At 72.0% G+C, this 14,432-nt stretch carries 11 protein-coding genes; 3 read left to right on the forward strand and 8 right to left on the reverse strand.

Translation table 11 applies throughout. From position 1 onward, the window contains the following. Positions 1–104 precede the first annotated feature (104 nt). From whiA to ACFYNP_RS34155, 6 genes are all read right to left on the reverse strand, one after another. A complete protein-coding gene (whiA, locus tag ACFYNP_RS34130) occupies positions 105–1,094 on the reverse strand; it encodes a DNA-binding protein WhiA (RefSeq protein ID WP_100574436.1) in 990 nt (329 codons plus the stop codon). After that, positions 1,085–2,107: a uridine diphosphate-N-acetylglucosamine-binding protein YvcK gene (gene yvcK / locus ACFYNP_RS34135; protein WP_161247458.1), complete on the reverse strand. Its 1,023-nt coding sequence runs from the start codon at positions 2,105–2,107 to the stop codon at positions 1,085–1,087. The genes whiA and yvcK overlap by 10 nt, the downstream gene beginning before the upstream one ends. Continuing rightward, positions 2,104–3,048: an RNase adapter RapZ gene (gene rapZ, locus ACFYNP_RS34140; protein ID WP_388415496.1), complete on the reverse strand. Its 945-nt coding sequence runs from the start codon at positions 3,046–3,048 to the stop codon at positions 2,104–2,106. Before rapZ ends, yvcK begins: the two co-directional genes overlap by 4 nt. Beyond that, a complete protein-coding gene (gene uvrC / locus ACFYNP_RS34145; protein ID WP_388791062.1) occupies positions 3,045–5,243 on the reverse strand; it encodes an excinuclease ABC subunit UvrC in 2,199 nt (732 codons plus the stop codon). Before uvrC ends, rapZ begins: the two co-directional genes overlap by 4 nt. A 398-nt stretch (positions 5,244–5,641) precedes the next feature. After that, positions 5,642–6,472, reverse strand: a complete 831-nt coding sequence (locus ACFYNP_RS34150) for a hypothetical protein (RefSeq protein WP_388791138.1) — start codon at positions 6,470–6,472, stop codon at positions 5,642–5,644. Positions 6,473–6,477: 5 nt separating this feature from the next. Beyond that, positions 6,478–7,086: a papain-like cysteine protease family protein gene (locus ACFYNP_RS34155; protein WP_388791064.1), complete on the reverse strand. Its 609-nt coding sequence runs from the start codon at positions 7,084–7,086 to the stop codon at positions 6,478–6,480. Positions 7,087–7,324: 238 nt separating this feature from the next. Between ACFYNP_RS34155 and ACFYNP_RS34160 the strand changes: the two genes are divergently transcribed. Then, a complete protein-coding gene (locus ACFYNP_RS34160) occupies positions 7,325–8,248 on the forward strand; it encodes a hypothetical protein (RefSeq protein WP_388415487.1) in 924 nt (307 codons plus the stop codon). Positions 8,249–8,266: 18 nt separating this feature from the next. Here ACFYNP_RS34160 and ACFYNP_RS34165 read toward each other — a convergent pair whose 3' ends face one another. Then, on the reverse strand, positions 8,267–8,695 hold the full coding sequence (locus tag ACFYNP_RS34165) for a Rieske (2Fe-2S) protein (protein WP_161244424.1): 429 nt from the start codon (positions 8,693–8,695) through the stop codon (positions 8,267–8,269). 181 nt (positions 8,696–8,876) lie between these two features. Between ACFYNP_RS34165 and ACFYNP_RS34170 the strand changes: the two genes are divergently transcribed. After that, a complete protein-coding gene (locus tag ACFYNP_RS34170; RefSeq protein WP_388791066.1) occupies positions 8,877–9,770 on the forward strand; it encodes a carbohydrate kinase in 894 nt (297 codons plus the stop codon). A gap of 725 nt (positions 9,771–10,495) precedes the next feature. On the opposite strand, the gene uvrA is transcribed toward ACFYNP_RS34170, so the two are convergent. After that, entirely contained in the window at positions 10,496–13,507 is a 3,012-nt protein-coding gene (gene uvrA, locus ACFYNP_RS34175; RefSeq protein WP_388415482.1) for an excinuclease ABC subunit UvrA, read from the reverse strand. Between the two features lie 218 nt (positions 13,508–13,725). Between uvrA and ACFYNP_RS34180 the strand changes: the two genes are divergently transcribed. Continuing rightward, entirely contained in the window at positions 13,726–14,415 is a 690-nt protein-coding gene (locus tag ACFYNP_RS34180) for a maleylpyruvate isomerase family mycothiol-dependent enzyme (protein WP_388791068.1), read from the forward strand. The last annotated feature ends 17 nt before the right edge of the window (positions 14,416–14,432 follow it).

Below are 14,432 nucleotides of genomic sequence, written 5' to 3' on the forward strand. Positions count from 1 at the left end.
TACCGCATGAGGCGGCGAGGCTTGCGCGCACAGGGGTGCGGAAAACGAACCGGCGCCCAGCAAGTGGGCGCCGGATCCCGCGAGTTGACGGTGCGGGTGCGGGCTCAGCCGACCAGGCCGTCCGCCATCTCCTCGGTCAGGTTGGACTCGGTGCCGGGGATCCCCAGGTCCTGGGCCCGCTTGTCGGCCATCGCGAGCAGCCGGCGGATCCGGCCCGCGACAGCGTCCTTGGTCAGCGGCGGGTCGGCGAGCGCGCCCAGCTCCTCCAGGGATGCCTGCTTGTGCTCCATGCGCAGCCGGCCCGCCGCCGCGAGGTGCTCGGGCACCTCCTCGCCGAGGATCTCCAGAGCGCGCTGGACGCGGGCTCCGGCGGCGACCGCGGCCCGCGCCGAGCGGCGCAGGTTGGCGTCGTCGAAGTTGGCGAGGCGGTTGGCGGTGGCCCGGACCTCGCGGCGCATCCGCCGCTCCTCCCAGGCCAGCACCGACTCGTGCGCGCCCAGACGGGTGAGCAGCGCGCCGATCGCGTCACCGTCGCGGACGACCACCCGGTCCACACCGCGGACCTCGCGTGCCTTGGCCGCGATCTGGAGCCGCCGGGCGGCACCGACCAGGGCGAGGGCCGCCTCCGGGCCCGGGCAGGTCACCTCAAGGGACGAGGAGCGGCCCGGCTCGGTCAGCGAGCCGTGCGCCAGGAACGCGCCGCGCCAGGCGGCCTCGGCGTCACAGGTGGCCCCCGAGACCACCTGGGGCGGCAGGCCGCGGATGGGGCGGCCGCGGCCGTCGACGAGACCGGTCTGGCGGGCGAGCTGGTCACCGCCCGCCACCACCCGTACGACGAACCGTGAGCCTCTGCGCAGGCCGCCCGGAGCCATCACGATCAGCTCGGAGCTGTGCCCGAAGATCTCCAGAATGTCCCGCTTGAGCCGACGTGCCGCCATCGCGGTGTCCAGCTCCGCCTCGATCACAATGCGGCCGCTCACCAGGTGCAGCCCGCCCGCGAATCGAAGAATCGCCGAGACCTCCGCCTTCCTGCAGCAGGTCCGGGTGACGGGCAGCCGGGAAATCTCGTCCTTCACCGCCGGCGTCATCGCCATGGGCCGATCCTTCCATGCATCCGAAAAATACGGTCGTACGCGGCGGCCAACAGCTCCGGATCGTGCTTCGGAGAACCATCGGGCCTGGCCACGGGCGCCAGCTCGACCTCGGCTCCGAGCCGTTTCGCGGCGTCGGTCAGGCTCCCCCGGTCGGGCACGGCGGCCTCGTCGGCCAGCACCACGTCGAAGGCGAGTTTAGGGGCGTGTCGTCCCAAAACCTCCAAATGACGCTGCGGAGAGAAGCCATCGGTTTCACCCGGTTGTGGCGCGAGGTTCAGCGAGAGGACCTTGCGGGCCTTGGTCTCGATGAGCGCGTCGAGCAGTTCGGGCACCATCAGATGCGGGATGACGGACGAGAACCAGGAGCCGGGGCCGAGCACCACCCAGTCCGCGTCCAGGACCGCGGCGACCGCCTCGGGGACGGCCGGCGGGTCGTGCGGGACCAGCTGCACGGACAGCACCTCGCCGGGCGTGAGCGCCACCGTGGCCTGGCCGCGCACGGTGTCCACGTCGTCCGGGCGCGCCGGGTCGTGACCCCGTACGAGGGCCTCAAGCTCCAGCGGCACGGCCGACATCGGCAGCACCCGGCCCTGGGCGCCGAGCAGCTTGCCGACCAGGTCCAGGGCCTGCACATGGTCGCCCAGCTGTTCCCACAGGGCGACGATCAGGAGGTTGCCCACCGCGTGCTCGTGCAGGTCGCCCTTGGACTGGAAGCGGTGCTGGATGACCCGGGACCAGGTCTGGCCCCAGTCGTCGTCGCCGCACAGCGCGGCCAGCGCCTTGCGCAGGTCGCCGGGCGGGAGCACGCCCAGCTCGTCGCGGAGGCGGCCGCTGGAGCCGCCGTCGTCGGCCACGGTGACGACGGCCGTCAGATCGCCGGTGATCCGGCGCAGCGCGGCGAGCGAGGCCGACAGGCCCATGCCGCCGCCGAGCGCGACGACCTTGGGCTGGGCGCCCCGCTTGCGGCCGGTGCGCAGCACCGGTCCGGCGGTGCGCCGGCGGTACACCTTCACTCGCGCCCCATGTCCCGGTGTACGACGACGGTCTCGATCCCCTCGGAGGCGAGGCGGGCGGCGAGCTTCTCGGACATGGCGACCGAGCGGTGCTTGCCGCCGGTGCAGCCCACCGCGATCGTCACGTACCGCTTGCCCTCGCGGCGGTAGCCCGTCGCGATCAGCTGGAGCAGCTCGCTGTACTGGTCGAGGAACTCCTTGGCGCCCGGCTGGTTGAAGACGTAGCCCGACACCTCCTCGTTGAGGCCGGTGAAGGGACGCAGCTCCGGCACCCAGTGCGGGTTGGGCAGGAAGCGGCAGTCGACCACCAGGTCCGCGTCGACCGGCAGGCCGTACTTGTAGCCGAACGACATCACCGTGGCGCGCAGCTCCGGCTCCTCGTCGCCGGCGAACTGGGCGTCCATCTTGGCGCGCAGCTCGTGGACGTTGAGGCTGGAGGTGTCGATCACCAGGTCGGCGTCGCCGCGCAGCTCGCGCAGCAGATCGCGCTCGGCGGCGATGCCGTCGACGATCCGGCCGTCGCCCTGGAGCGGGTGCGGGCGGCGCACCGACTCGAAGCGGCGCACCAGTGCGTCGTCAGAGGACTCCAGGAAGACGATCCGCCGGGTGACCTCCTTGGCGTCCAGGTCGGCGAGCGACTCGCGCAGGTTGTCGAAGAACCTGCGGCCGCGCACGTCGACGACGACGGCGATGCGGGCCACGTTGCCCTGGGAGCGGGCGCCGAGTTCCACCATGGTGGGGATCAGCGCGGGCGGCAGGTTGTCGACGACGAACCAGCCGAGGTCCTCCAGGCACTTGGCGGCGGTGCTGCGCCCGGCGCCCGACATTCCGGAGATGATCACCAGCTCGGGGATGGGCGCATCGGCCCCGCCGGCCTCGATCGTCGTGCCCGTACTCACGTGTACTCCTGCTTCTCGGTCTTCGTCGTGCTGCTCGGTCATGTCGTGCTGCCCCCGTCGTCCTCTTCCATGATCTCTCCTGTCGCCGTGTTGACGGCGGGTGCGGCCGGGACCGCTTCGGCGAGGGCCGCGGCAACGGTCTCGGCCGTCTTGCGGCCTATGCCGGGGACCTCGCAGATCTCGTCGATTGTCGCCGACCGGAGCTTCTTCACCGAGCCGAAATGCTTGATCAGAGCCTGTTTGCGGGTGTCGCCGAGGCCGGGCACGGCATCCAGCGGGCCCGCCTTGAAGCGCTTCGTCCGTTTGGCCCTCTGGTAGGTGATCGCGAAGCGGTGGGCCTCGTCCCGCACCCGCTGGAGCAGATAGAGCCCCTCACTGGAGCGGGGCAGCACCACCGGGTCGTCCTCGTCGGGCACCCAGACCTCTTCGAGGCGCTTGGCGAGCCCGCACACCGCGATGTCGTCGATGCCCAGCTCGTCCAGGGCCCGCTTGGCCGCGGCGACCTGCGGCTGGCCGCCGTCGACGACGAGCAGCTGCGGAGGGTAGGCGAAGCGCTTGGGCCGCCCGTCCTCCTCCTGGAACGCGGACACCTCGCCGGACACCGGCCCGGACCGGCCGTCCTCGCCGCCGCGGCCGGGCACGGGCGCGGGTTCGGGTGCCGCGGCGGCTGCTGGTACGAGGGCCACGGGCGCGGACGGGCCGGGCTCCCGGCCGGCGGCCACCCCGGGCTCCCGGCCGACGGCCTCCCCGCGCTCCTGGCCAAGTGGCTCCGCGGACTCCTGACCGAGGGCTTCCCCCGGCTCCCGGCCCTCCTCCTCGCCCCACTCCCCCGTGCGCGCCTGCTCGGCGAGGTAGCGCTTGAAGCGGCGGCTGATGACCTCGTGCATCGACCGGACGTCGTCCTGGCCCTCGAAGCCCTTGATCTGGAAGCGCCGGTACTCGCTCTTGCGGGCCAGGCCGTCCTCGAAGACCACCATGGACGCCACCACGTCGTCGCCCTGGAGGTGGGAGATGTCGAAGCACTCGATGCGCAGCGGCGCACTGTCCAGCTCCAGGGCGGAGGCGATCTCCTCCAGGGCCCGCGAGCGCGTCGTCAGGTCGGAGGCGCGCTTGGTCTTGTGCAGCGTGAGGGCCTGCTGGGCGTTGCGAGCGACCGTCACCATCAGGGCCTTCTTGTCGCCGCGCTGCGGAATGCGCAGCGAGACGTTGGAGCCGCGCCGGCTCGCCAGCCAGCCGCTGACCGCGTCCGCGTCCTCGGGCAGCGCCGGGACCAGGACCTCCTTCGGCACCGAGTCGCCCGTCTCCTCGCCGTACAGCTGCTGGAGCGCGTGCTCGACCAGGCCCGCGGTGTCGACCGCCTCGACCTTGTCGGTGACCCAGCCGCGCTGGCCGCGGACCCGGCCGCCGCGCACGTGGAAGATCTGGACGGCCGCCTCCAGCTCGTCCTCCGCGACCGCGATGAGGTCGGCGTCGGTGGCGTCGTTGAAGACGATCGCGTTCTTCTCCAGGGCCTTCTTGAGCGCACCCAGGTCGTCGCGCAGCCGGGCCGCCCGCTCGTACTCCATGTCCTCGGCCGCGTCCATCATCTGCTGCTCGATGCGGCGCAGGTACGCGCCGGTGCGGCCGGCCATGAAGTCGCAGAAGTCCTCGGCCAGTTCGCGGTGTTCCTCGGGGGTGACGCGGGCCACGCAGGGGGCCGCGCACTTGCCGATGTAGCCGAGCAGACAGGGCCGCCCGATCTGCGCCGAGCGCTTGAACACGCCCGCGGAGCAGGTGCGTACCGGGAAGACGCGGAGCATCAGGTCGACCGTCTCGCGGATCGCCCAGGCGTGCCCGTACGGGCCGAAGTAGCGCACGCCCTTCTTCTTGGCGCCGCGCATGACCTGGACCCGCGGGAACTCCTCGTTCATCGTCACCGCGAGGTACGGATAGCTCTTGTCGTCGCGGTACTTGACGTTGAAGCGGGGGTCGAACTCCTTGATCCAGGAGTATTCGAGCTGGAGCGCCTCGACCTCGGTGGCGACGACGGTCCACTCCACGGCCGCGGCCGTGGTGACCATGGTGGCCGTGCGGGGGTGCAGACTCGTCAACGGCTGGAAGTAGTTGGCGAGCCGCTGCCGCAGGGACTTCGCCTTCCCGACGTAGATCACCCGGCGGTGCTCGTCGCGGAATTTGTAGACCCCCGGCGAGTCGGGGATCTGTCCCGGCTTGGGGCGGTAGCTGGAGGGGTCTGCCATGGCCACCACCCTACTGGCGGGCGCTGACAACGCGGCGTCCCCGGGGCGTCCCCCCGCCGAACCCTGCGGGCTCCGCCCCGGACCCCGATCGCGCCTCAAGGGCGCTCGTCCTCAGACTCCCCCAAGGCCTTATGGGCCAGGGGGGACCCCATGACGGGCTGGGTATGCCCGGGCCGGCTCACGCACGGGGTTTTCAGGGGCCACGCACGGTGCACGGACGAGGCCGGGTCATGAGGGACGCGGGGAACTGCGCGAACGGCCCCCGCGGTCCGCAGACGCAGACGCAGCCGGCCAAGGGGGCGCGGGAACTGCGTGAGGGGCCGGCCCGGGACGGGGGCGGCGGCCGGGAGGTGGGCCGGTGCGGGGGCACGCCGTCGGGACCCCGCACCGGCCCAGGGCTAGGCCTGCTCAGCCGCGCGGCGCCGCCGCACAGCCGCCCCCATCAGCCCGAGCACAAGCAGCGTGCCCGCACCCGCCACGGTGGCGGTCAGCATCGGGGAGCCGTCATCGTGCCGGGCCGCGACGGCCGCGGCCTGGGCCGCCTGCGCCCGGGTCTCCGCCGCCGTCTCGGCGTAGCCGCCCGCCTTCCCCGAGCGGTCGTACACCGAGCCGGGGAGCTTGTCCCCGTACGCCGTGGCGACGCGCTTCCGGTAGGCGGCGAGCGTGGTGCCGTTCGCGCCGACCGCCTTGACGGCGTCCTCGTCGAGCGGCAGCACCTTGCTGCCCTTCTCCACGTACCAGGCGTTGATCTGCGGCTCCTGGAACACCGTGCCGCCGGGGAGCTTCGCGGCGCCGGCCGCCGCGTAACGGGACTCGTCGTCGCCGGTGGCTATGTTGACCACCTGCCAGGACGAACCCTGCTTGACGGTCCACAGCGAGGCCTTCTGACCGTCCGAGGAGACGGCCGTGGAGGCGAGGTATTCCAGCTGTGCGACGGGGGCGCCCGGCTTCCCCGCGACGAAGCCCGGGGAGAGCGTGTAGACGGGCACCGCGTCGCCCTCGATGTGCGGGGCGGCGGCCTTGAGCGCGACCTTTCCGTCCCGCGCGAAGAAGCGCGAGAGCGTGTCGAGGGTGGCGGGAGCGGACGCGGCCTGGCGGGCCGCGGCCCTGGAATCGGCGGAGTCGAGCGGTGCCTGGTCGGCGAACGCGCCCGGGGCCGCGAGGCCGACGAGCGACGCGGCGAGGACGGCGGGTACGACGGCCGTGGAGGCGAGGCGGGTCAACTTCATCGTCGTCACGCCCCGATCCGGTACAGCGAGTGGGTCCAGGAGAAGGAGTTGTTGTTGACGTACCAGTCGTGCGAGGCCCAGTTGTAGCGGGTGCTGGAGGGCCAGGGATCGCCCCAGTACACCCAGCTGCTGGCGTCGTCGTAGCCGTACAGGACATGCATGTGACCGCCGCCGCTCGACCACTGGATGCGGGTCTCGATCGGACGGTTGGCGTTGATCTCGGTCTGCACGGTCGAGTAGCGCAGCCAACCGTTCACGTAGGAGCCGGAGTTGATGCCGGCCCAGTTCAGGGCGTTCTGCACATTTCCCAGATCCGCCTGCCAGTTGGGGCAGTCGTAGCCCTGCGCCCGGCCGAACGCGGCGTTGCAGAACTGGTTCTGGGTGTAGTTGCGGCCGAACCAGGTGGCGATGGTGTTTCCGCTGCCGGCCCAGCACCAGTTGTCCTTCTGCTGGGACTGCATGGTGATGTTGAGCCGCTTGGAGTTCGCCGCGGCGGCTGCGGCGGGCACCGGCTTGTCGTGGTGCGGGGCGGCGGCGGCCGTTGCCGTGGGGGCGGCAAACAGGGCCGCCACCACGAGGGTGAGGGCGGACAGCCGTCTCTTCTTGCTGCGCATCGCGTTCCTCCCATGGCGGGGTGGGGGGTTGGGGATGGTGGAGGATCGCGTCCGGACGCTTGTGATCGAGCATCGGCCGTTGTCGAGAACAGGTCAACGCGCTTCAATGCGGGGTGAGACGCGGGTGTGAACGCGGTGGCCGGAATGTGAACAACTCCCCTCCCGCCACCAGGTTTTCCCCGACCTGTCGCCGCCCGGCGTCCACCCCCCACCGTGAACGTTCACTGAGGAGTCCCCCATGCTCCACTCCGAGGCCGACCTGAAGCAGGCGCTGCACACCGGCCCCTTCCACCTGGCGCTGCGCGCCGCGCTCTCCGTACGGGGCCTGCCGCTCCAGCGCGTCCAGCACCATCTGGCCGGACGCGGCATCAAAGTCGGTGTCACCAGCCTGAGTTACTGGCAGCAGGGCGCGCGCCGGCCGCAGCGCCCGGAGTCGCTGCGCGCGGTGCGCGGCCTCGAAGAGGTGCTCGGCCTGCCCGCGAACTCCCTGCTGCGGCTGCTCGACGACGCCACGGTGGCCGACGTCGAGCGGCCCGCCGGGCGCTCGTACCGCTCGCTCGTCGAGGCTTCGGGAGTGGTGGAGCAGCTGATCGCCGGTCTGGAGACGCCGGTCGACGGCGGTCTGCACACCGTCGGTCACCACGAACGCATCCGCATCGGCGCGGCCCGGGAACTGCGCGGCCGTGATTCGCAGCACGTCGTACGGGCCCATCGCGACGGCGTCGACCGCTATCTCGCCATCCACCGCGGGGACGCCGGCTGCGATCCGGCCCGGGTCGAGGTGCGCGCGGGCGAGAACTGCCGCACCGGCCGGGTCCGCTGGGACGCCACCACCGGCGTCCTGGTCGCGGAGCTGCTCTTCGACACCCGGCTGCGGGCCGGCGAGACCTACCTGTTCGGGTACGGCTTCGAGGACGGCACGGGCGGCCCCAGCCGGGAGTACGTACGCGGCTTCGCCTTCGCCGGCGGACAGTACGTGCTCCAGGTGCGGTTCGACGAACAGGCCCTGCCGGCCCGCTGCCGACGCTTCGCCCAGACGTCCACGGGCGCCACCCGCTCAGGCCGCAGCGACCTCACGCTCAGCGGGCGGCACCGCTCGGTGCACCTGGTGGAACAGGGGGTGCGGCCGGGGATCCTGGGGATCGACTGGGACTGGGAGTGAGTTCCCGGCCCGGCGGGGTTACGCGTCGGGGCCCGCCACCAGCTGGCCGTCCTTGAGCTTCACCGGCACCGAGGGCAGCGGCACGGTGGCCGGGCCCTGCACGGGCTTGCCGGTCATCACGTTGAAGCGGCTGCCGTGGCAGGGGCAGTTCGCGTGGCCGTCCTCGATCTTCTCCAGGAGGCAGCCGGCGTGCGTGCACTGGGCGCTGAACGCCTTGTACTCGCCCTTCGCCGGGCAGGACACCATGACGCGCTGCTCGCGGTAGAGCTTGGCGCCGCCGACGGGCACGGCGTCCGGCGTGCCGAGCGGCTCGGGGGCGGTGGGGGTGGGCGTCTCGGCGTGGCCGAGCTTGGAGTCGGTGGAGCAGGCGGCCACGCCGACCCCTGCGGCCCCGGCGAGGGCGGCGCCTTTCAGCACGGTACGACGGGCGGCGGGCTGGCCGGTCATGGGCTGTCTCCACTGATCACTGGTCTTGTCCGGGGTGCGGCCGTCCGCACGCCGAGCCGGCCGCGGCAACCGACCCGGGTTGCGTCATCGACGATACCGGCGCAGATCGGCCACCCCGCGCCGGGGCTCACCCTGCGGCCGGGCTGCCCGCGCGGGCGTGGGATGGGTTACGTTCTGGGCCGTGATCGTCGTCGCCGGAGAGTCCCTCATCGACCTGGTCCCGCAGCATCCCGAGGATCCGCTGGGGCCGCTCTCGCCACGGCCCGGGGGCGGCCCGTACAACACCGCGGTGGCCCTGGGCCGGCTCGGCGCGGGGGCCGCGTTCTGCTCGCGGGTCTCCACGGACGGCTTCGGCGAGGCCCTCCTGGGCGGGCTGCGCTCGGCCGGGGTGGACACGTCCCTCGTGCAGCGCGGCCCGGAGCCGACGACGCTCGCCGTGGCGACGCTGGGGCCGGACGGCTCCGCGGGCTACGGCTTCTACGCGGACGGCACCGCGGACCGCCTCTTCACCCTCCCCCCTCAACTCCCGCCTGCCGCAACGGCGTTGGCCCTCGGCACCTGCTCCCTGGTCCTCGAACCGGGCGCGACGGCCTACGCGGCCCTGCTGCGCAGGGAGTCGGCGCGGGGCCTGCTCACCCTCCTGGACCCCAACATCCGCCCCGCCCTGATCCCCGACCCCGACGCCTACCGGGCCCGCTTCCGGGGCTGGCTGCCGTACGTCTCCCTCCTGAAGCTCTCGGAGGAGGACGCTCAGTGGCTGGGCGGCACGCCCGATGAGTGGCTGGCGGCGGGCCCGGCGGCGGTGGTCGTGACGCGCGGCTCGTCGGGCCTGACGGCGTACACGGCGGACGGCGCGGTGCACGCGGTCGCCGCGGAGCGGGTGGAGGTCGTGGACACGATCGGGGCGGGCGACACGGTGAACGCGGCGCTGCTGCACCACGTTCGGTCCGTGTCCGCCCTGGCGACGGCGGACTGGCCCCGCGTCCTTCGGTACGCGGCGAAGGCCGCGGCCCTGACCTGCGCACGGGAGGGGGCGCAGCCCCCCACGTCGGCTCAGGTGGGCCTACCCTCCTGACCGCCCTCGGCCACTGCCGCGGTGCGGCTCCGCCGGGCGGGGGGGGGGGCGGGTCTGGTGCGGCTCCGCAGGGCGCGGGCGGGCGTCGGCTTGGTGCGGCTCCGCTGGCCGCGGGGGCGGATCTGGTGCGGCTCCGCCGGGCGGGGGCGGACCTCGGCTTGGTGCGGCTCCGCTGGCCGCGGGGGCGGATCTGGTGCGGCTCAGCCGGGCGGGGGCGGACCTCGGCTTGGTGCGGGGACCGGCGGCCGCGGGGTGGGTTGGGTGCGGGCTCGCCGTGGGGTGTTGCGCAGTTCCCCGCGCCCCTGAATGCCTGATGCTGGCCAGCGTCGACGCTTCAGCCCGGCCGGCTGATCGGTACGGCCCGCCAGCCGTCCCGTGGGTCCCTATTGTTCGGCTGCGGGCCGTGCGTGGCTGGTCGCGCAGTTCCCCGCGCCCCTAAAGACCTCGGTGCCGGCCCGCATTGGGCGCTTCAGCCCGTCCGGCTGACCGGTACGGGCCCGCACCGAGGCATTTTCAGCCCGTCCGGCGATTGAGGACGAGCGCCCTTTAGGCGCGATACGGGGTCCGGGGCGGAGCCCCGAACCGGGGTGCAGGGGGCAGAGCCCCCGCGGGGGCGAGGGGCGCAGGCCCCTCAAGGGGGTCTGGGGCGCAGCCCCAGAGCAGCGCCCCGCCCCTTCCCCTCCCGCCCCCGGAGGGTTTAGGGAAGGGGCGGGGAGGGGCAAAGCTCAGGCCTTGCGAGCCCGAACCGCCTTCTTCGCCGGCGCAGCCTTCTTCGTGGCGGCCGCCGAGACCGCCTTCCGCGCGGCCGGCGCCGCCTTCTTCGCCGACACCGCCTTCTTCGCCGGCGCCCGCTTCGCGGACTTCCGCCCCGGCGACGACGCCGCGTCACTGATCCGGTCCGCCCCCAGAATGTCCCGCAGGAACTTCCCGGTGTGGCTGGCCGGCTCGGAGGCGACCTCCTCGGGCGTGCCCTCCGCGATGACCAGGCCACCCCCGTTGCCGCCCTCGGGGCCCATGTCGATCACCCAGTCCGCCGTCTTGATGACGTCCAGGTTGTGCTCGATGACGATCACCGAGTTGCCCTTGTCGACCAGGCCCGAAAGCACCTTGATCAGCTTCGAGATGTCCTCGAAGTGCAACCCCGTGGTGGGCTCGTCCAGGACGTACACCGTGCGGCCCGTGGACCGCTTCTGCAGCTCCGAGGCGAGCTTCACGCGCTGCGCCTCGCCGCCCGAAAGGGTCGGCGCGGACTGCCCGAGGCGGACGTACCCGAGCCCGACCTCGTTCAGCGTCCGCAGATGACGGGCGATCGTCGGAACGGCCTCGAAGAACTCCAGACCCTCCTCGATCGGCATGTCCAGGACCTCGGCGATGGACTTGCCCTTGTAGTGGACCTCCAGGGTCTCCCGGTTGTAGCGCGCCCCGTGGCAGACCTCGCACGGGACGTACACGTCCGGCAGGAAGTTCATCTCGATCTTGATCGTGCCGTCGCCCGAGCAGTTCTCGCAGCGGCCGCCCTTGACGTTGAAGGAGAAGCGGCCCGGCAGGTAGCCCCGGACCTTCGCCTCCATCGTCTCGGCGAACAGCCTGCGGACGTGGTCGAAGACGCCCGTGTACGTCGCCGGGTTGGACCGGGGGGTCCGGCCGATCGGCGACTGGTCGACATGCACGACCTTGTCCACGAGGTCGTCGCCGTCCACCCGGGTGTGCCGGCCGGGCACACTGCGCGCCCCGTTCAGCTCGCGCGCCAGGTGCGTGTACAGGATGTCGTTGACCAGCGTCGACTTGCCGGAGCCCGAGACGCCCGTGACGGCGGTCAGTACGCCGAGCGGGAAGGAGACGTCGATGTCTTGGAGGTTGTTCTCCTTCGCGCCGTGCACGGTGAGCCGGCGTGCGGGGTCGACGGGACGACGCAGGTCGGGCAGCGGGATGGACCGCTTGCCCGCCAGGTACTGCCCGGTCATCGACTCCTTGTTGCTGAGCAGCTGCTTCAACGGCCCGCTGTGGACGACCTTTCCGCCGTGCTCACCGGCGCCGGGGCCGATGTCGACGACCCAGTCGGCCACCTTGATGGTGTCCTCGTCGTGCTCGACGACGATCAGGGTGTTGCCCATGTCGCGCAGCCGGACCAGCGTCTCGATCAGACGGTGGTTGTCGCGCTGGTGCAGTCCGATCGACGGCTCGTCCAGGACGTAGAGCACGCCGACCAGGCCGGAGCCGATCTGGGTGGCGAGCCGGATGCGCTGGGCCTCGCCGCCGGAGAGCGTGCCGGCCGCCCGGTTGAGCGAGAGGTAGTCGAGGCCGACGTCGACCAGGAACTTCAGCCGCTCGTTGACCTCCTTCAGGACCCGCTCGGCGATCTTCTTGTCGCGGCTGTTGAGCTTGAGCTTGGCCAGGAAGTCCGCGCAGTCGCTGATCGACATCGCGGCGACCTCGGCGATGGACCGCTCCATCACGGTGACCGCGAGGACCAGGGGCTTCAGGCGCGTGCCCTCACAGGTGGGGCAGGGCACCTCGCGCATATAGCCCTCGAAGCGCTCGCGGGCGCCGTCGGTCTCCGCCTCGGAGTGGCGCCGCTTGACGAACGGCACCGCGCCCTCGAAGGCCGTGGTGTACGCCCGCTCGCGCCCGTACCGGTTACGGTAGCGGACCTCGATCTGGGTCTTGTGGCCGTACAGGAGCGCCTTCTTGGCGCGCTGCGGAAGGCCGGCCCAGGGAATGTCGGTGCGGAAGCCCAGCTCTCCGGCGAGCGCCCCCACCAGACGGGCGAAGTAGTCCTTGGTGTGGCCGAGCGACCACGGCGAGACGGCGCCCTCGTCGAGGGACTTGTCCTCGTCCGGGATGATCAGGTCGGGGTCGACCTCCATCCGCGTGCCGATGCCGGTGCAGTCGGGGCAGGCGCCGAACGGCGAGTTGAAGGAGAAGGAGCGCGGCTCCAGCTCCTCGAAGGACAGGTCGTCGTACGGGCAGTACAGGTGCTCCGAGTACATCCGCTCGCGCTCGGGGTCGTCGGCCGCCAGGTCGACGAAGTCGAGCACGACCATGCCGCCGGACAGGCCGAGCGCGGTCTCCACCGAGTCGGTGAGGCGGCGCTTGGCGCCTTCCTTCACCGTCAGGCGGTCGATGACCACCTCGATGGTGTGCTTCTCCTGCTTCTTCAGCTTGGGCGGCTCGGCGAGCTGGATGGTCTCGCCGTCGACCCGGGCCCGGCTGTAGCCCTTGGTCTGGAGGTCGGCGAACAGGTCGACGAACTCGCCCTTGCGCTCGCGGACCAGCGGCGAGAGCACCTGGAACCGGCTGCCCTCGGGCAGGTCGAGCACCTTGTCGACGATGGCCTGCGGCGACTGGCGCGAGATGGGCCGGCGGCACTCGGGGCAGTGCGGCTTGCCGATGCGCGCGAACAGCAGACGCAGGTAGTCGTAGACCTCGGTGATGGTGCCGACCGTCGAGCGCGGGTTGCGCGAGGTCGACTTCTGGTCGATGGAGACCGCGGGCGACAGGCCCTCGATGAAGTCGACGTCCGGCTTGTCCATCTGACCGAGGAACTGGCGGGCGTACGAGGACAGCGACTCGACGTACCTGCGCTGGCCCTCCGCGAAGATCGTGTCGAAGGCGAGCGAGGACTTGCCCGACCCGGAAAGACCCGTGAAGACGATGAGGGAGTCGCGCGGCAGGTCGAGCGAGACGTTCTTGAGGTTGTGCTCGCGCGCGCCACGGACGATGAGACGGTCGGCCACGCCGGTCCGCACCTTTCATAGGGAGAGGGAGCTTGCAGGGCCCCCACTCAGGTTAGGGGGGCCGCCGCGGTGATGCCGTTGATTCTTGGATGAATCCGGACAGGTTCCCCAACGCTTCCGAGCGGGAACCCATTCCCGAGCGTATAGCACGTGCATTCGATTTACGGACTCGTCCGGCCACCTTCACCCGGACGAGTGGCGGGGCTATCGTCGGCGCCATGATTGATCACGCGCGCGACCTGGCCTCTGTACGCGAAGCCACCGATCGGCTGCTCACCGCAGCCGCCGCACTGGACAACGCCGCCGTCGCCGAGCCGTCACGGCTGCCCGGGTGGAGCCGCGGCCATGTGCTCGCCCATATCGCACGGAACGCGGACGCGCTCGTCAACGTACTGGCCGGGCGGCCCATGTATCCGAGCGCCGAGACCCGGGACGCCGACATCGAGCGCGACGCGCCCCGCCCGCTGGACGTACAGCTCGCGGACGTGCGCGACAGCGCGGCCGGTTTCCAGGCAGAGGGCGAGCGGCCCGCCGACTGGTCCCGCACGGTCGAGATGCGTAACGGCGTGACGGACGCCGCGGCCCGCGTGCCCTTCCGCCGGCTCGTCGAGGTCGAGCTGCACCACGTGGACCTCGGGGTCGGCTATGAACTCGAAGACCTCCCCGAGGACTTCGTCCGCCGCGAGACCGACTTCCTCGCCGAGCGGTTCACCGGCCACAAGGACCTTCCGTCGATCGCCCTGAGCGACGACACCGGCCGCACCTGGACCACCGGCGGTGGCGCCGGCGGCGGCCCCGTCCAGGTGAGCGGCCCCGCCGCGGACCTCGTCGGCTGGCTCGCCGGACGCCGCGACGGCGCCGCCCTGAAGACGACCGGCGGGGCGCTGCCCGCCCTGCCCCCGCTGTGACCCCGGCGCTAGGCTGA

This window comes from Streptomyces sp. NPDC006691 (assembly GCF_042869955.1).
Lineage (GTDB): Bacteria > Actinomycetota > Actinomycetes > Streptomycetales > Streptomycetaceae > Streptomyces.

Excerpts from the sequence above, each read along its gene's own strand:
- whiA (WP_100574436.1), bottom strand. The coding sequence starts at position 1,094 with ATGGCGATGACGCCGGCGGTGAAGGACGAGATTTCCCGGCTGCCCGTC.
- rapZ (WP_388415496.1), bottom strand. The coding sequence starts at position 3,048 with ATGACCGAGCAGCACGACGAAGACCGAGAAGCAGGAGTACACGTGAGT.
- uvrC (WP_388791062.1), bottom strand. The coding sequence starts at position 5,243 with ATGGCAGACCCCTCCAGCTACCGCCCCAAGCCGGGACAGATCCCCGAC.
- ACFYNP_RS34150 (WP_388791138.1), bottom strand. The coding sequence starts at position 6,472 with ATGAAGTTGACCCGCCTCGCCTCCACGGCCGTCGTACCCGCCGTCCTC.
- ACFYNP_RS34155 (WP_388791064.1), bottom strand. The coding sequence starts at position 7,086 with ATGCGCAGCAAGAAGAGACGGCTGTCCGCCCTCACCCTCGTGGTGGCG.
- ACFYNP_RS34160 (WP_388415487.1), top strand. The coding sequence starts at position 7,325 with ATGCTCCACTCCGAGGCCGACCTGAAGCAGGCGCTGCACACCGGCCCC.
- ACFYNP_RS34165 (WP_161244424.1), bottom strand. The coding sequence starts at position 8,695 with ATGACCGGCCAGCCCGCCGCCCGTCGTACCGTGCTGAAAGGCGCCGCC.
- ACFYNP_RS34180 (WP_388791068.1), top strand. The coding sequence starts at position 13,726 with ATGATTGATCACGCGCGCGACCTGGCCTCTGTACGCGAAGCCACCGAT.